The following is a 15,729-nucleotide window of genomic DNA, read 5'->3' on the forward strand; positions in this document are numbered from 1 at the left end:
CAGGCGGCCAGGCATCGGGCCGACCGCACGGTCCGCGTCCCGGCCCGCGCCGCAGCGGCGTGCCGGCGGTGGTGGGCCGGGCCGGCCGCCGCCGATCGCGGCACCGTCGACGCGTCCCGTGATCCACCCGTTGAATTCGATGGATGTCTATGTTGACGCCTATCGATGCAGGTGTCATGCTGGGCCGCGCAAGCCATCGACAGACGTCGAAACACGCGAGGAGTCGCCGTGAACGCGCCCGCCACCGCCGAACTGCCCGTCATCGTGATCGGAGCAGGCCCCACGGGTCTGGCCGCCGCCGCCCACCTGCTCGACCAGGGCATCGAGCCCCGGGTCCTCGAAGCAGGGTCCACGGCCGGCGCCTTGGTCCGCGAGTGGTCGCATGTACGGCTGTTCTCCACGTGGGGTGAAGTCGTCGACCCCGCCGCCGAGAAGCTCCTCGCCTCCGCCGGCTGGACGAGGCCGGACCCGGCCGCCTACCCCTCGGGCGGTGACTGGGCCGGCCTCTACTTGCAGCCACTCGCCGACGTCCTCGGCGACCGCGTCCGCTACGGCGCCCGGGTCACCGGCGTCTCCCGTGCCGGCCGGGACCGGATCGTGGACGCCGACCGCGAGAACCAGCCGTTCGCCGTGCACGTCACCCACGCCGACGGCCACGAGGAACGCGTGTACGCACGCGCCGTCATCGACGCCTCCGGCACCTGGGCCACGCCGTCCCCGGCCGGCGGCAGCGGCCTGCCCGCCCTGGGCGAGAAGGCGGCCGCGGACCGGATCACCTACCGCGTCCCGGACCTGAAGAACCCAGCCGTCCGCGCCCGTTACGCGGGCAGGCGCACCGCCGTCATCGGCTCCGGCGCCTCCGCCTTCACCGCCCTCGCCCACCTCGCCGACCTCGCCAGGTCCGACGACGGCGCGGGCACCAAGGGCGTGTGGATCCTGCGTCGAGGCATCTCCGGCTCCACCTTCGGCGGGGGAGAGGCCGACCAGCTTCCGGCACGCGGCGCCCTGGGCCTGGCGGCGAAGGCCGCCGTGGACGAAGGCCACGCGGACGCGGTCACCGGCTTCCGCACCGAGGTGATCGGACGGGCGGACGACGGCCGCCTGATCCTCGTCGGCGAGGACGGCCGCCACCTGGACCCGGTCGACGAAGTGATCGTCCTGACCGGCTTCCGCCCGGACCTGTCCTTCCTCGACGAGCTGCGCCTGAACCTGGACGAGCGCCTCCAGGCCCCCGTCGCCCTGGCCCCGCTGATCGACCCCAACCAGCATTCCTGCGGAACCGTCCACCCGCACGGCCACCGCGAACTCGCCCATCCCGAGAAGGGCGTCTACCTGGTCGGCATGAAGTCCTACGGCCGCGCCCCCACGTTCCTCGCGATGACCGGCCACGAACAGGTCCGCTCCGTCGCCGCCGCGATCGCCGGCGACCTCGAAGCCGCCGACCGCGTGGAACTCACCCTGCCCGAAACCGGAGTCTGCGGCGGCGCCGGCCTGTTCGACACCCCCGGCGCCGCGGAGGGCGACGGTGGCGGCTGCTGTACGCCCGCACCGCAGCTCGTCCGGCTCAGCACCCCCACCGCAGCAGCCGGGGCGGCTGGTGCCGAGGAGGCGCCGACGGGCGGCTGCTGCGGCTAGGGTGTGGAGCGAAGGTGCGTGCGGCGGTTGGTGTGGCGTAGTACTCCTGGAGAGCCTCGACACCGACCTGCTACCGCTTGGGAGTCATCGATGGCCGTTCGCCGTGTCGTACCCCATGTCCAGTCGGAGGCTGCGCAGGAGAGCCGGGAGTTCTACGGCCTGCTCGGATTCGAGGAGGTCATGAACCACGGCTGGATCATGACGCTCGCGTCTCCGTCCAGTCCGACGGCGCAGATCAGCTTCATGGCCAGTGACGAGAGCGCACCGGTCACCCCCGACGTGAGCGTCGAAGTGGATGACGTGGACGCGGCCTACGCGACCATGCGGGAGAGTGGCGCGGAGATCGTCCATCCCCTGCGGGACGAGGAGTGGGGGGTACGCCGGTTCTTCGTCCGTGACCCCAACGGCCGGGTGGTCAACGTGCTGGAACACCGTTGATGGTCCTCCCGGCTCCAGGGAAGTGTGGGTCACAGCCATTCGTTGACGGCCGCGACGAGCACAGTCGCCTCGTGACGGACGGTGAGTTTCCGTAGCGGGTGGCCACCGCCCGGTGTCTCTTGAGCCGGTTGATCCCGCCCTCCACCGCGTGCCGGGACAGTGGTCCGCCGGGATGCCGGCGTGCGGCGAGCGCCGCGTCCGTGCCGTACTCATCCGTGCGGGTGAGACGGAGACGCCCGCCGGTGGCGGGACACGGTGTCGGTTCCGCCTGGCCGGTACACAAGTTCGCTCACCGTCCTATGTCTTGCGGACTAGATGGCATTCCTCCTGGTGGACCAGGGTGCGGCGCATCCCGCGCGAAATGATCAGGACATGGACCGCAGGGAAGTCTTCGTCGCGTTGCTCGCCGTTCCGGCCGCTGCCCTGACCGCATGGTTGAAACCCCTCAAGACACTGGCCTTCTGGCAGCTCGTCCTGGTGTGCGCCCTCTCCTACCCCGTGGGCGCGGCGCTGTTCGAGGCACTGGAGCCGGCAGAGGGCGCCGCCGTGTGGGCCGAGTGGACCTTCCTGCTCAGCGTCGGCCTTCTGTGCTGCGTGCTCGTCACGTCCGCTCTCAAGGGGCTCGGGTCCTTGCGAGGCGCACCCGCCGACCGGACCGCCGACCGCCAGAACCTCGACGTCTGAGCGTCCGCACCCCCCTTCCTCACCCGTCAACGACCTGGAGACCGACACCAGCATGCCCGCACACCACCGCACGCCCCGGTTCGCCGTCGCCCTGGCATCACTCGCCGTGCTGGCGGCCACCGCGGTCACGGCCTGCGACCCCGGGGCCGATCCCGAGCCCGACACCACGGCTGCAACGCCCCCGGTGCCCGCCGCGCTCCTCGAGCAGGAACTGAAGTGGCGTGCGTGCTCCGCCCCTTCCGTCGCCCAGGGCGGCGGCGACAAGCCTGAGAAGCTCCCGGACGGAACGACGTGGCAGTGCGGCACCATGAAGGCACCGCTGGACTACGCACATCCCGACGGCGAGACCATCGACCTGGCCCTCATCCGCGCGAAGGCGGCCCCGGACTCCGGTGGCGGACGCCTCGGCTCCCTGCTCTTCAACTTCGGCGGCCCCGGTGATTCCGGGGTGACGACCCTCCCCCTCGTCGCCGGCGACGACTACATGGAGCTGCACGAGCGCTACGACCTGGTGGGGTTCGACCCCCGCGGGATCGGCGACAGCGCCGGTGTGCAGTGCCTGGACGCGAAGGACATGGACGCCTGGCTGGCCTCGGACTCCACCCCGGACGACGCCGCGGAGGAGAAGGCCCACGCCCGTGGGGTACGTGCGTTCGCCCAGGCATGCGAAAGCAGGTCCGGCGCGGTGCTGGACCACGTCGGCACGCAGGAGGCCGCACGCGACCTCGACCTGATGCGCCGTGTCCTCGGTGACGGGAAACTGAACTACTTCGGCGTCTCCTACGGAACGCAGCTCGGCGGCGTCTACGCGCACCTCTTCCCCGAGAACGTCGGGCGGCTGGTCCTCGACGCCGTCGTCGACCCCACCGAGGACGTCCTGGCCGGCGCGCTCGGCCAGAGCGAGGGCTTCCAGCGTGCCCTGCGCAACTTCCTCGAGGACTGCGCGCGACAGGACTCGTGCTTCTTCGAAGGAACGGACCCGAAACAGGGCGAGAAGGACATCATCGCGCTGCTCGAGCGCCTGGACGACGACCCCCTGCCCACGGAGTTCGGACGTACCCTCTCCCAGAGTCAGGCGCTCAACGGGATCGCCGCAGCCCTCTACGACCAGGAGGGCTGGATGCTGCTCCGGGGCGGGCTGGCAGCGGCCATGGACGGTGACGGCACCATGCTGCTCCTGCTGGCCGACAGCTACAGCCAGCGTGTCGACGACGACGGATACGCCAACATCAACTCCGCCAACACAGCGGTGAACTGCGCCGACTACAAGGACCGTTTCACCGTCAAGGACGTGCGCCGCCACCTGCCCGAGTTCCGTAAGACGTCACCGGTGTTCGGCGCATGGCTGGCCTGGGGGCTGCTCCAGTGCACCGACTGGCCTGTGGACGGCCACGCCTCCACCGTCGACGTGTCGGCCGACGGTGCGGATCCCGTCCTGGTCATCGGCAACACCGGCGACCCTGCCACTCCTTACGAGGGCGCCAAGAAGATGGCGGACCAACTGGGCGACGGAGTGGGCGTCCACGTCACCGTGAAGGGCGAGGGCCATGGCACCTACGGCGTCAACGACTGCCTGACCGGCCTGGTCGACGAGTACCTGCTGGACGGAACGGTTCCGAAGAACGGCACCGTCTGCTCGTGACAGGGTCCGGCGCGGCGGACCCGGCCGCCGGGTCCGCCGCGCCGGTGAACAGCTCGCCCTCACCGACGCCCCACCCGGTGAGCAAGGCGGGGACGGTGGAGTCGAAGCGCTCGGACTCCTCCGAGGACGGCAAGTGGCCTGAGCGTTCGAAGGCCCCGGGGCGGGCGGGCCCTCCGCCGGCCCTCCGCCCGGGGTTCGCGGTCACCCGGAGGCCCGCAATGCAGCGGCCGGAGGAGCAGGCCCGGACCGGCCACGGTGGCGGGCGCAGCAGACCGCTTCACGACCCAGTGTGGTGGGACACGAGCACGGGTGCGGGTCGGACCGGCCGGACAGCACTACCGCTGACTTGCCGGACGGGGCCCTCGCCGGGTTCTGCTGCCGGCTGGCGGAGGTCCAGGCGGAGCGGGGGAACGGTGGGTGAGGTCCACAGCAGCCGACCTGCCGCATCGACGATGACCTGCCACGCCGAGCCGGGCTCGTCGGACATGGCGTCGACGGCCGGCTGAGAGCTGCCGCGGAACTCCGCACCGGCCGGTGAGCGGCCGGTGCGGACCCGGTCTACCGGTTCGCGGCTTCGCGAGAGGCGATCCGGTTCGTGCGACCGACCGCGCGGCCCACCGCGTTGCGCACCGCGAGACCCGGCCGGGTGCGGGGCACCATGAGCCTGGAGAGCAGGCCGACGCGTCGCTGCCGCGGACCCACCTCACGGCGGAGCCGCGACTCGTAGGCGGCGAAGGCGCGGGTGTGATCACCGGGATGGGCGGCGAGCTCTTCTGCGAGGGCGTACGCGCCCGCCATCGCCATGCTGGACCCGTCACCCAGCAGGGCTGTCGCCGCCGCCGCGTCCCCGAGCAGCACGATCCGTCCGCGGGACCACGAGGGCACCCGGATGGTGGTCAGGGGGTCGAAGAACGGAGCTGGGTGGTCGAGGAACGCCGCCACGAGTTCCGGTGCCCGCCACCGCACGTCGGCATAGGCGTCGGCCACGGTCTGCTTGTGAAGGGCGATGTTCTTGCGGTCGTGGGGCGCTCGCTGCGCGGCCCGGAAGGTGAAGATCGCGAGCGGAGTGGTCCGCGAGGGGTGGACGACCAGCATCCGGTTCGGCACGGTCAGCATCGTCATCTCGCTCGGGTCTTCAACGGCGTCAGGTCCCAGCGGCACGGTCGCGCCGTACAGGCCCAGGTCGCTCGTGAACTGCCGCTCGGGTCCGAAGACCAGGCGCCGTACGGTGGAGTGGATCCCGTCGGCACCGACTACCAGGTCGAAGCGCCGTGGCGCGGACCGTCGGAAGGTGACGTCGACCCCGCCTCCGTCCTGGTCGAGAGAGGTGACCGTCTCGTCGAACAAGAACTCGGCCTCGGTCTGCGCCGACCGGTGGAGCACCTCGGACAGGTCGGCTCGTGTCACCTCGACCGTCGGCGCTTCGTCCGAGGTGAGCGGGAGCCGCAGGATTCGCCTGCCGTCGGGGTCGAGCAGGGTCAGTGACCGATTGCGGGTGGCGAGCCCGCGGAGCTGCGGGAGGATACCCATGCGGTCGGCGACCGGGACAGCGGGCCCCTTCACGACGATCGCGCTACCACCGGAGCGCAACTGCCGGGCATGTTCGACGACCGTCGGCCGGTAGCCGTTCCGGGAGAGCCAGTACGCGAGTGCGGGCCCTGCGATTCCGGCACCGACTATCAGTACCTCGGGCTTCTTCATGACGATGACCTCTCGGGGTGTCGATGACCACGTCCCCGGCGAGTGCCGGGGACGTGGTCTCAGGGCGCGGCGGCACGGAGCAGCGCCACCGGACTGAGGTACGAAAAATTTCGTACCTCAGTGGAGCACATCCTTCAGGTACGATTCAAGTCGTACCTGAAAGGGGTGCCGCGTGGCTGGGATGAACCTGGTCGGCCCGGAGGCCGACGCGCTCGATCTGGGTGCGGTGTTCCGCGCCCTCGCCGACGAGCACCGTCGTTCGGTGATGGCGCAGTTGGCCGCCGACCGCAGCGACAACGAGCGGGGCTGCAACTCGTTCGACCTTCCGATCTCGAAGCAGACCCAGACCCACCACTTCCGGGTCCTGCGCGAGGCAGGTCTCATCGAGGAGATCGACTACGGCAACCGCAAGGGCGTCCGACTGCGACGCGCGGACGTCGAGAAGAGGTTCCCCGGACTGCTCGCGCTCCTGGAAGCGGAGCCCCCGGGCGGTACCGCTCCTCGCTGAGCACGGCGGAGCACACCGGAGGGGAGCCCGAGCCGGCCCTGGGCCGCGAGCCCGGCCGGATCCAGCTCGCGCCCGGCTCGCAGGCAGCCGAGCACAACGCGGGCACAACGGGATCGGTGCCGAGCACTTCCGCGCGCTGACCTGGCGCGAACGACTCCCGGACACGCTCCACCGCCCCAGCAGGTCGAACGCGAACCCGCGGGTCCGTGAGTCTTGTCCACCCTCGTTCCGACCTGGTCAGGTCCCTGCTCGTCCTCACGAACCGCGAAGGTTCCCGGTGACCGACGGTCTTCGCCGAAGCCATCCGCCCACGACCGGCGCGAGCATCCCGGACCTCGCACACACCAGCCCCGTGACCAGCAACTTCACGATGCGCGGTGCTCACTGGACGGCGGGGTCAACGGCGTTGCCCGCCCCGCGGTCGCCGGGTGGTTCCGGTGGCGCGCGACGGGGGTGGTTCGCCTCCCGGCCGATCTGTGCGGTGACTTGCCTGATCTCTGTCTCACCGTGGGCGGCGCGCACCCCGGAGGGGCTGTGCCCGGCGTGGCGGGCGTGTTCCTCCAGTCCGTGGGTTCGGTTGCCGCGGAACTCGCGGACCAGGGTCGGCAGTTGCCGGATCCGGGCGTCGGCTGCCTCCTTCCGCACCGAAGCGTCAGGTCATATGAGCTGATCAACGGGATCGGTCGGAACACTCTGGTCGTCACAGGTGTGGTGTCAAACGTGTCACACCCGCTCATTCAGCAGTTCCCCCGGCACCAAAAGCGAAGATCGGGATCCTGCGGCTCCTCCCGGCGGTTCCATGGGTCACGGATGCAGGCCCGAAGTGGTCGGGTCGTGGAAGACAGGTGACGCACATGCGAGATGAAGCCGCCAAGCGGGTCGAGCTGGTCTTCTCCCTCTTCGACGCCAACGGCAACGGAGTCCTCGACTCCGACGACTTCGACCTGATGACAGGCCGTGTTCTGGAAGCGGCGGCCGCTTCGGACGCCGGTGCCAAGGACGCCATCAGAGCCGCGTTCCGCCGCTACTGGACGACGCTGGCCGCGGAACTGGACGCCAACGGCGACGGTGTCATCTCCGTGGAGGAGTTCCGTCCCTTCGTACTGGACCCCGAGCGCTTCGGACCCACGGTCGCCGAGTTCGCCGAGGCTCTCTCCGCGCTCGGCGACCCCGACGGGGACGGCCTGATCGAGCGCCCCCTGTTCGTGTCGCTGATGAAGGCGATCGGCTTCGAGGAGGCGAACATCCACGCCCTCTTCGACGCCTTCGGTCCGGACGCCGACGACCGCATCACCGTGGCCACGTGGGCCGCCGGCATCAAGGACTACTACGCGCCGGACAAGGCCGGGATCCCGGGCGACCGGCTGGTGCCGGCCCGCGCCGTCTGACCCTGCCCGCCAGGGGGCTGTGCCGCCGACGGCCGGTACAGCCCCTGGCCGGACGTCCGCGTCGTCAGTGCCCGGGCGTCAGGGCGCGAGCTTGTGCGCGAACACCCAGCGGTTCCCCTCCAGCGCGTCGTTGGGCTCGGGAAGGGGACCACGCCCGTGCCGCCTGGTGAACTCGAAGGGCGTGTGCATCGAGGTGGACCAGTCCCTGGCCGTCAGGGCGCCCGCGGAGTCGGGGCGTGGTCCCTTGTCGAAGAGGTGGAGCAGGTCGATGCCGATCAGCCGGCGCGTCGCCGTGTAGATCGGGCTGTCACGGTACGCCAGGAGGTCCTTCTCCAGCTTGGCCTCGAAGGCCAGAGCACTGCCTGCGGCGGTCAGCCGGTCCACCGTGTCGACGAGGTACGTCTCGGCGGGGCCCGGCAGGTAGAAGAGGAGCCCCTCGGCCAGCCAGACGCTGGGTGCGGCCGGGTCGAAGCCGACGGCGGTGAGCGCGCCGGCCCAGTCCTCCCGCAGGTCGACCGGCACGGGGACGCGCTTCACCTCGGGAGCGGCCGGCAGCCCCGTGAGCACCCGTTCCTTGAACGCCAGCACGCCCGCCCTGTCGATCTCGAAGACGACGCAGTCGGACGGCAGGTCCAGACGGAAGGCGCGGGTGTCCAACCCCGCTCCTAGCAGGACCACTTGGCGGGCGCCCGCACCGGCCGACCGGAGGACGAAGTCGTCGAGCACCCTCGTCCGCAGGCCGAAGTAGCGGGCGAACCTCCCCCACAGCGGGTTGTCGTCCCCGTCCGGAACCTCCTCGATGCGCAGCGGCCAGTGGGTGCAGGCAGGGGCCGCGCGCACGAAGTGCTCGGCGTAGGCGTCCTGGGCCAGACTGTCGTGGCGGTGGGTTTCGATGGCCCGGGACGCGGCGACCAGGAGGGCGGTCAGGCCCACTCCTCCGTCCACGCCTTCCGCGTCCGTGTGCCGGGGTGTCGTGCCTGCCATGCTGCCTCCGTCGGCGGGAGTGGGAACTGCCGGATGTCAAGGGACGGGGTGAGTGGGCGCCCGGCGCCGCGGGCCGCGGTCATCGGCTCGCCCTGTCCGGGAGCAGGACGGGTTTGACCGTACGGCCCGCGTCGCAGTCGCGTTCGGCCTCGTTGATGTCGGACAGGGGATAGGTGCGGATCAACTGGTCGAAAGGGAAGCGTCCGGCCCGCCACAGTCCGATCAGCCGGGGGATCAACACCGCGGGCACGGCGTCCCCTTCGCAGATGTGGCGCACGCTGCGGCCGCGGTCGAGGGTGCCCGGTTCGAGGGTGAGCGGGCTGTGGAGGCGCGCCACCAGGCCGAGGGTGCCGGTGGGACGCAGTGCGTGGAGCGCCTGGTTGATGAGCGGGGGCGAGGCGGTGGTGTCCAGCGCGTAGCGGGCGCCGCCGTCGGTCAGCCGCCGGATCCGCTCGGACAGGTCGGGTGAGGCGGCGGGCAGCGGCATCGCGCCGAACCGCTCGGCCGCGGCGAGCCTCTCGGGAAGCCGGTCGACGGCCACGGTCGGTGCGCCCGCGGCGGTCGCCGCCATCACCGCGGTCAGGCCGACGGCACCCGCGCCGAGGACGACGAGGGTGTCGCCGGGTCCCGCGCCGAAGGTGTTCAACACGGCTCCGGCGCCGGTGAGGGAGCCGCAGCCGAGGGGGCCGAGCAGTTCGAGCGGCAGTGCGGGGTCGACCCGTACGGCGTTGCGAGCGGAGACGAGGGCGTACCCGGCGAACGAGGACTGCCCGAACCACCGGGGTGCCAACGCGTTGCCGGACGCGTCGGTGAGCCGGGGCGGCTCCTCCTCGCGTCCCCCGAAGAGGTTGAGGGAGGCGAAGGAGTCGCAGTAGGCGGGGGCCGCACCGCGGCAGGTCGGGCAGTGTCCGCAGGAGTCGAAGCTGAGCACGACGTGGTCACCGACGCCGATCCCGGTGTCCGGGCCGCCGCCCGTGCGGACCACGACCCCGGCGCCCTCGTGGCCGAGGACGGCGGGCACCGGGCTCCGGCCGGCCGATCGCCGGACCGCGAGATCGGTCCGGCACATCCCGGTGCCCGCGATCTCGACCAGGACCTCGCCGGCGGCCGGCTCCGTCCGCAGAACCACCTCCTCCACCGTGAACGGGGCGTCGTACGAGCGGAGCACGGCTGCCTGGAACCTCATGGGTCACGCCTCCAGCGGGCGGTGGACGACGAACGGCTGGAGGTTGCCGTACAGCCCCCACGGCCCGCCCGCGACACCGACGCCGCTGTCCTTGACGCCTGCGAAAGGCTGGGCCAGGGACAGTTCCGCGTGGTGGTTGACCCAGGCGGTGCCGCAGTCGAGCCGCTCGGCCACCGCCTCGGCGCGGTCGGGGTCGGTGCCCCACACGGAGCCGCCCAGTCCGAAGCCGGTGCCGTTGGCCGCGTCGACGGCTTCGTCCAGGCTCCGGTACGGCAGCACCGGCAGCACCGGTCCGAACTGTTCCCCGGTCACCACCGGGCTGTCGGGCGGCACGTCGACGAGGACGGTGGGAGCGAAGAAGTAGCCCGGTCCGTCCTGCCGGCGGCCGCCCGCCGCGGCTCGCGCGCCGTCCGCCAGGGCCCGCCGTGTGAGCTGCTCGACGCGGGCCAGCTGCGGGGCGTTGTTGACCGGGCCCAGCTCGGTCGCGGGGTCCAGGCCGGGGCCGACGGCGACGGTCTTCGCCCGCTGGGCGAGGGCCTCGACGACGTCGGCGTGCAGCCGGGCGGGGACGTAGAGGCGTTTGACCGCCATGCAGACCTGTCCGCAGTTGCGGAACGCCGCCCAGAAGAGCCGGTCGGCGATCCGCTCCACGTCGACGTCGTCGAGCAGGACGGCCGCGTCGTTGCCGCCCAGCTCCAGCGTCACCCGGGCGAGCGAGGCCGCCGCCGCCCGGGCGACCGCCCGTCCGGTGGACACCGATCCGGTGAAGGTGACGTGGCGGATGCCCGGATGGGACACGAGGCGGGCACCGAGGGGTTCGCGGCCGGTGACGACGGTCAGGACGTCCTCGGGCAGGACGGCGGCGAGGACGGACCCCAGCATCCGGGTGGCCAGCGGGGTGAACGGAGAGGGTTTGAGGACGACGGTGTTGCCGGCCGCCAGAGCGGGCGCGAACTTCGCCGCCGCGAGCTGCAGAGGGAAGTTCCACGGCACGATCGCGGCGATGGGCCCGAGCGACCGCCACCGGATCTCGCTGCGCACCGGCCGGCCGTCGTCGATCGGCCGGGTCCGGGGGGCGAGGTCCGCGAAGTAGCGCAGGCGGGCCGCCGTGCGGGCGACCTCCGCGTACGACTCGGCCAGGGGCTTGCCCTGTTCCCGGGTGAGCGACCGGGCGAGGTCCTCGCCGGCCGCCTCCACCGCGTCGGCCGCCGCGCGCAACGCGGTGGTGCGCGCGGCGGGGTCGGCCCGCCAGACGCTCCAGGCCCGGTGCGCCCGGTCGATCACGGCGTCCAGCTCGTCCGGCTGCTGATCGGGGGCCTCGTCGAACGCTTCCCCGGTGGCCGGGTCGACGACCGCGAAGCGGGCCGCCCCGGTATCGGGCACGCGTTCGGGCTCGGTGGTCGGCATGGCGGCGTTCAGCGCGCTGCGGGAAGGCCGGCGGTGCGCTCCCGGTCGTACCGGTCCATCTCCGCCCGGAAGGCGGCCACCAGGTGCGGCTGGATCCTCCCGGCGTTGCGGTCACCGCCCTCGCAGACCGCGCCCCGCACGCCCACGATGTCCGTACCGATGCGGGTCAGCTCGCCGAGGTCGTCCTGACGGACACTGCCCGCGAGGGCCGCGAGCCGGCCGGACGCGTGGGCCAGCCGGACGAACTCGGCGCAGACGTCCGGCGGAACATGGTCGAACAACCGCGTCCCGTCCTTCACCGCGGTGTCCAGCATGGCCGCGTCGGCGCCGGAGCGGGCCGCGATGTCGGGCACCGCGAGCGGATTGACGCAGCCGATCCGGTGGGCGTCGGCATAGCCCGAGGCGACGACGAGTGCGTCCGGGTTGTGCTCCTTCACCGCCCGGACGACGGCGCGCATGACGTCGATGCCCTGGTCAGGGGTTGTGCATCCGTAGAGACCGACCTTGATGTACGTGGCTCCGGAGACGACCGCGCCGAGCGCGGCCTGGGCCACCGTGCCGGGCTTGTAGGGGACATCTCCCACGGTCGCGGACACCGGCTTGTCCGCCGGGACCGCTTCGCGTATCTCCCTGATGACCCAGGGGAAGTTCGCGCCGAGAGAGCCCTCGTCGGGCTTCTTGACGTCGACGATGTCGAGGTGCTCCGCCGCCTTGGCGCAGTCGAGTGCTTCCTCGACACCGTCCGGGGAGATGAGAAGCAACACCTGGCCTCCTTCGCCGCGGGCCCGCCCGGTGGATGCCCGGGGGCCGCGGATCGTCTGGTTCCTGTGTGGTGCGCTCATCATTTCCGTCGCCCTTCGCACCAGAAAGGGCGCACGGAGTATTTACTGAGTGAGCGGGGGCAGGCTCAGCGCGCCGTGCACACCGGAGCGAACGGGCGTGCGGCGTGGTCCGGTTCCGCGGGCGCCTCCACCTCGCCGGCCCGACCGTCGCTCACCGGGACCGTCCGTGGTGCCCCGCGGGGCGGGCGCATGAAATGTCGTCAGGTGCGTCCCTCACCCCGGAAGACGGCGATGCCGACGCCCTGCCGCCCTCGCCGCCCTCGCCGCCCACACGCTCGGCACCGCCGAACTGCTCCACCCGGAGCCACGTCATGACCGACGGCGAGCGCGACGGCGCACCCGGTCCCGCGCCGGACTTCGACCTGCCGTCCGCGCGCATCCGCGTGAGGCTGCTGGAACGCCTGGCCGTTCGGGGGCCGTGCTCCGGTGACCGCCGTCCACGGTCAGCCCGCCACCGTCGGCGACGTCACCGTCGTCCCGGCCGCAGACGTCGCCGAGGCCGGTTTCGGTGTCGTCGGTGGCGCAGGACACGAGGCCGGCGCCGCCAGGACCGCCGGCGACGGCGGAGGAGGAGACGGGCAACGGGCGCGGGACCCGTCGGTCACAGCGGGATCCGGGACGGCACCGCGACCCGCCGGCCCGTCCGCGGTCCCTGGCACGGCGTCGCTCCGCCGCTGCCGGTCCTCGTCCCCGCGAACGCCCTGCCCGAGGTGATCCACGACTGCGGCGCCGGCGACGGCCTGGGCGAAGGCGCGGAGGAGCCGGGCGCCACACCGCCGGTGACGCCGCCTGACGCGGGCCGCACCGATGAGTTTCCGCGGCGGGACCGGTCTGAAGGGGTATGAGAACTCACACGCTTGAGACAGCCGGCGCGGACCTCGTCTACGACGTGCGGGGGCCGTTGCCGACCAGTGACGGACGACCGCCCTTGATGATGATCGGGCAGCCCATGGACGCTTCCGGCTTCGCCGCGCTCGCCGCGCGCTTCCCCGAGCGGACCGTGGTCACCTATGACCCGCGCGGCCTCGGTCGCAGTGTCCGCAAGGACGGACGAACCGACCACACACCGCGGACCCAGGCCGACGACGTGCACGCCGTCATCGGGGCGCTCGGGGCCGGGCCCGTCGAGATGTTCGCCAGCAGCGGCGGAGCGGTCACCGCGCTCGCGGTGGTCGAGAAGTACCCCTCGGACATAACCACGCTGGTGGCGCACGAGCCGCCGCTCATCACCCTGACACCGGACGGTCCCGCAGCCGTGCGGGCGCGGGCCGGGGTCCGGGAGGCGTACGAGAAGCGGGGGTGGGGGGCCGGGATGGCCGCGTTCGTGGCCATGACCTCGTGGGTGGGCGAGTTCACCGACGCGTACTTCGCACAGCCCGCGGCCGATCCCGCCGCGTTCGGGATGCCCACGGAGGACGACGGCTCACGCGACGACCCGCTGCTGTCCGACCGGTCGTGGGCGGTCAGCGGCTACCGGCCGGACGCCGACGCGATCACCGCCGCGCCGACCCGCGTGGTGATCGCGGTGGGTGAGGAGTCCGAGAACCTGCTGACGGCACGCACCTCCGTCGCGGCCGCCGAACTCCTCGGGCAGAAGGCGGTCGTGTTCCCGAGCCATCACGGCGGCTTCTGCGGCGGGGAGTTCGGGCATCCGGGGATGCCGGACGAGTTCGCGCTGCGCCTGCGCCAAGTCCTCGACGGCGCCGCGTAGGACACCCGGAGCGGGGGAGGCCCCGCCCGGGTGAACTCGGCCCCGCGGCGAGAGGGAGCCGATGTCCGAACAGGCCCTGACCCGCCCTCTCGTTCTTCCTGACACACCGACGGGGAGCGGCCGAACACCACAGCGACGGGCACATCACCGGCTTCTGCTCGAGCCGCCGCGTCCGAACCGTGCGGGCTCCGGCGGAGCGAGCAGGGCCCTTTGCGGCACCGCACGGCAGGCCGGCGGCCAGGGCCGGGGGCGGCACGGTCCTCACGGCCGTGTTCGTCGGCGCGCTCGTCGTCGTGCCGCCGTTCCGCCGGGCGCCCTGGAGGCGCCGGCCGCCGATCGTCCCGCACCGCACGGCCCCTCGCCGGTCACCGGCGTTTCGGGTGACTCCACCTCCGGATCCACCGCGCTCGCCCCGTGCCGGCCATAAACGGAACCTCGGGTACCGCTTGGATCACGATGTAGGTAAGGTAAGCCTAAGTTAACCTCGGCGTGCGGCTCTTCCGTGCGGGAATGCCCACGTCGATCCTGCCCGTCGGTGCCGTGCACCGACGCCGCCCGTTGCAATGGAGCCGACAGAGCATGCTTACGCGCCGCCGCCACCTCCTCGCCGCCACCGCGGCATCGACCGCTCTGACCTTCGGTCTCGCCGGATGCGCGGGCGGTGAATCCGGCGGGAAGGGCTCGGCCGACGCCGTCGCGAAGAAGGACGCCGCGACGTCGGTCGAGATCGAGGACAACCACGGGACGCAGAAGGTCCGGCTGCCGGCGAAGAGCGTCGTGGCGACCGACAACCGCACGTTCCAGACCCTGTCCGAGTGGGGCGTGAAGCTGGCCGCCGCGCCGGTCGACCTGATCGCGAAGGACAACCCCTACAAGACCGACGAGTCGATCGTGAACCTCGGGACGCACAACGAACCCGACCTCGAGGCGATCGTCGCGGTCGAGCCCGACCTGGTCATCAACGGGCAGCGCTTCGCCTCGTACCGCGAGGACATCGAGAAGCTCGCCCCCGACGCGACGGTCGTCGAGCTGGACCCGCGGGAGGGGAAGCCCTTCGACGAGGAGCTGAAGCGGCAGGTGAAGGGCCTGGGGAAGATCTTCGGGCACGAGAAGGAGGCGCAGAAGCTGGTCGAGGAATTCGACGCCGCGATCGCGCGGGCCAAGAAGGCCTACGACCCGGAGGACGGCGTGATCGGCGTGGTCACGTCGGGCGGCGAGATCAACTACGCGGCGCCGGGCACCGGCCGTACGGTGGGCCCGGTCTTCGACATCCTCGGGCTGACGCCCGCGATCGAGGCCGAGGGCTCCACCGACCACCAGGGTGACGACATCTCCGTCGAGGCGATCGCCGCGGCGAAGCCCGACCTGATGATCGTGCTCGACCGCGACGCGGCCGTCAGCGCCGACACGTCCGGGACCTACGTCCCGTCGAACGAACTGCTGAAGGACTCCGAGGCGCTGCGGAACGTTCCCGCCGTCAAGAACGACAACATCGTGTACTTCCCGCAGCTCACCTACGTGAACGAGGGCATCCAGACCTACACCGCCTTCTTCGACGACCTCGCCGACAAGCTCGAGGCGAGCGCCTGACCGTTCGGGCACG

The 15,729-nt window shown here is 71.9% G+C and carries 13 protein-coding genes; 8 read left to right on the forward strand and 5 right to left on the reverse strand.

The window, feature by feature from the left end; genetic code table 11:
- The first annotated feature begins 228 nt into the window (after positions 1–228).
- The 4 genes from ACIQ8B_RS29640 (at position 229) to ACIQ8B_RS29655 (ending at position 4,399) form a co-directional block, all read left to right on the forward strand.
- Entirely contained in the window at positions 229–1,635 is a 1,407-nt protein-coding gene (locus tag ACIQ8B_RS29640) for an NAD(P)-binding domain-containing protein (protein ID WP_403551014.1), read from the forward strand.
- 90 nt (positions 1,636–1,725) lie between these two features.
- The gene (locus tag ACIQ8B_RS29645) at positions 1,726–2,073 is read left to right on the forward strand and encodes a VOC family protein (RefSeq protein ID WP_403551016.1); all 348 of its coding nucleotides are present in this window, start codon (positions 1,726–1,728) and stop codon (positions 2,071–2,073) included.
- 372 nt (positions 2,074–2,445) lie between these two features.
- Positions 2,446–2,757 (forward strand): hypothetical protein, encoded by a 312-nt coding sequence (locus ACIQ8B_RS29650; RefSeq protein ID WP_403551019.1) that lies wholly within the window; start codon positions 2,446–2,448, stop codon positions 2,755–2,757.
- 52 nt (positions 2,758–2,809) lie between these two features.
- Positions 2,810–4,399 (forward strand): alpha/beta hydrolase, encoded by a 1,590-nt coding sequence (locus ACIQ8B_RS29655; RefSeq protein ID WP_403551020.1) that lies wholly within the window; start codon positions 2,810–2,812, stop codon positions 4,397–4,399.
- A gap of 558 nt (positions 4,400–4,957) precedes the next feature.
- On the opposite strand, the gene ACIQ8B_RS29660 is transcribed toward ACIQ8B_RS29655, so the two are convergent.
- Complete coding sequence (locus ACIQ8B_RS29660; protein ID WP_403551022.1) at positions 4,958–6,100, reverse strand: FAD-dependent monooxygenase; 1,143 nt, start codon at positions 6,098–6,100, stop codon at positions 4,958–4,960.
- 172 nt (positions 6,101–6,272) lie between these two features.
- Between ACIQ8B_RS29660 and ACIQ8B_RS29665 the strand changes: the two genes are divergently transcribed.
- Both ACIQ8B_RS29665 and ACIQ8B_RS29670 read left to right on the forward strand, forming a co-directional pair.
- The gene (locus ACIQ8B_RS29665) at positions 6,273–6,608 is read left to right on the forward strand and encodes an ArsR/SmtB family transcription factor (RefSeq protein ID WP_403551024.1); all 336 of its coding nucleotides are present in this window, start codon (positions 6,273–6,275) and stop codon (positions 6,606–6,608) included.
- 854 nt (positions 6,609–7,462) lie between these two features.
- Positions 7,463–7,996 (forward strand): EF-hand domain-containing protein, encoded by a 534-nt coding sequence (locus ACIQ8B_RS29670; RefSeq protein ID WP_403551026.1) that lies wholly within the window; start codon positions 7,463–7,465, stop codon positions 7,994–7,996.
- Between the two features lie 78 nt (positions 7,997–8,074).
- On the opposite strand, the gene ACIQ8B_RS29675 is transcribed toward ACIQ8B_RS29670, so the two are convergent.
- The 4 genes from ACIQ8B_RS29675 to ACIQ8B_RS29690 all read right to left on the reverse strand — a co-directional run bounded on the left by ACIQ8B_RS29675 (position 8,075) and on the right by ACIQ8B_RS29690 (position 12,337).
- On the reverse strand, positions 8,075–8,980 hold the full coding sequence (locus tag ACIQ8B_RS29675; RefSeq protein WP_403551028.1) for a class I SAM-dependent methyltransferase: 906 nt from the start codon (positions 8,978–8,980) through the stop codon (positions 8,075–8,077).
- 79 nt (positions 8,981–9,059) lie between these two features.
- The gene (locus tag ACIQ8B_RS29680) at positions 9,060–10,166 is read right to left on the reverse strand and encodes an NAD(P)-dependent alcohol dehydrogenase (protein ID WP_403551030.1); all 1,107 of its coding nucleotides are present in this window, start codon (positions 10,164–10,166) and stop codon (positions 9,060–9,062) included.
- Between the two features lie 3 nt (positions 10,167–10,169).
- The gene (locus ACIQ8B_RS29685) at positions 10,170–11,573 is read right to left on the reverse strand and encodes an aldehyde dehydrogenase family protein (protein WP_403551032.1); all 1,404 of its coding nucleotides are present in this window, start codon (positions 11,571–11,573) and stop codon (positions 10,170–10,172) included.
- A gap of 8 nt (positions 11,574–11,581) precedes the next feature.
- Entirely contained in the window at positions 11,582–12,337 is a 756-nt protein-coding gene (locus ACIQ8B_RS29690) for a (5-formylfuran-3-yl)methyl phosphate synthase (protein WP_106410893.1), read from the reverse strand.
- 919 nt (positions 12,338–13,256) lie between these two features.
- On the opposite strand from ACIQ8B_RS29690, the gene ACIQ8B_RS29695 reads away from it, so the two are divergent.
- Positions 13,257–14,126 (forward strand): alpha/beta fold hydrolase, encoded by an 870-nt coding sequence (locus ACIQ8B_RS29695; RefSeq protein WP_403551034.1) that lies wholly within the window; start codon positions 13,257–13,259, stop codon positions 14,124–14,126.
- Positions 14,127–14,705: 579 nt separating this feature from the next.
- Positions 14,706–15,716, forward strand: coding sequence for a siderophore ABC transporter substrate-binding protein (locus ACIQ8B_RS29700; RefSeq protein ID WP_403551036.1), 1,011 nt, complete (start codon positions 14,706–14,708; stop codon positions 15,714–15,716).
- The last annotated feature ends 13 nt before the right edge of the window (positions 15,717–15,729 follow it).

It is taken from the genome of Streptomyces sp. NPDC096105 (genome assembly GCF_044763335.1).
Lineage (GTDB): Bacteria > Actinomycetota > Actinomycetes > Streptomycetales > Streptomycetaceae > Streptomyces.

What these genes read in the sequence shown, in the direction of transcription:
- ACIQ8B_RS29655 (WP_403551020.1), top strand. Translation starts at nt 2,810, where the DNA reads ATGCCCGCACACCACCGCACGCCCCGGTTCGCCGTCGCCCTGGCATCA.
- ACIQ8B_RS29685 (WP_403551032.1), bottom strand. Translation starts at nt 11,573, where the DNA reads ATGCCGACCACCGAGCCCGAACGCGTGCCCGATACCGGGGCGGCCCGC.
- ACIQ8B_RS29695 (WP_403551034.1), top strand. Translation starts at nt 13,257, where the DNA reads ATGAGAACTCACACGCTTGAGACAGCCGGCGCGGACCTCGTCTACGAC.
- ACIQ8B_RS29660 (WP_403551022.1), bottom strand. Translation starts at nt 6,100, where the DNA reads ATGAAGAAGCCCGAGGTACTGATAGTCGGTGCCGGAATCGCAGGGCCC.
- ACIQ8B_RS29670 (WP_403551026.1), top strand. Translation starts at nt 7,463, where the DNA reads ATGCGAGATGAAGCCGCCAAGCGGGTCGAGCTGGTCTTCTCCCTCTTC.
- ACIQ8B_RS29680 (WP_403551030.1), bottom strand. Translation starts at nt 10,166, where the DNA reads ATGAGGTTCCAGGCAGCCGTGCTCCGCTCGTACGACGCCCCGTTCACG.
- ACIQ8B_RS29675 (WP_403551028.1), bottom strand. Translation starts at nt 8,980, where the DNA reads ATGGCAGGCACGACACCCCGGCACACGGACGCGGAAGGCGTGGACGGA.
- ACIQ8B_RS29645 (WP_403551016.1), top strand. Translation starts at nt 1,726, where the DNA reads ATGGCCGTTCGCCGTGTCGTACCCCATGTCCAGTCGGAGGCTGCGCAG.
- ACIQ8B_RS29700 (WP_403551036.1), top strand. Translation starts at nt 14,706, where the DNA reads ATGCTTACGCGCCGCCGCCACCTCCTCGCCGCCACCGCGGCATCGACC.
- ACIQ8B_RS29650 (WP_403551019.1), top strand. Translation starts at nt 2,446, where the DNA reads ATGGACCGCAGGGAAGTCTTCGTCGCGTTGCTCGCCGTTCCGGCCGCT.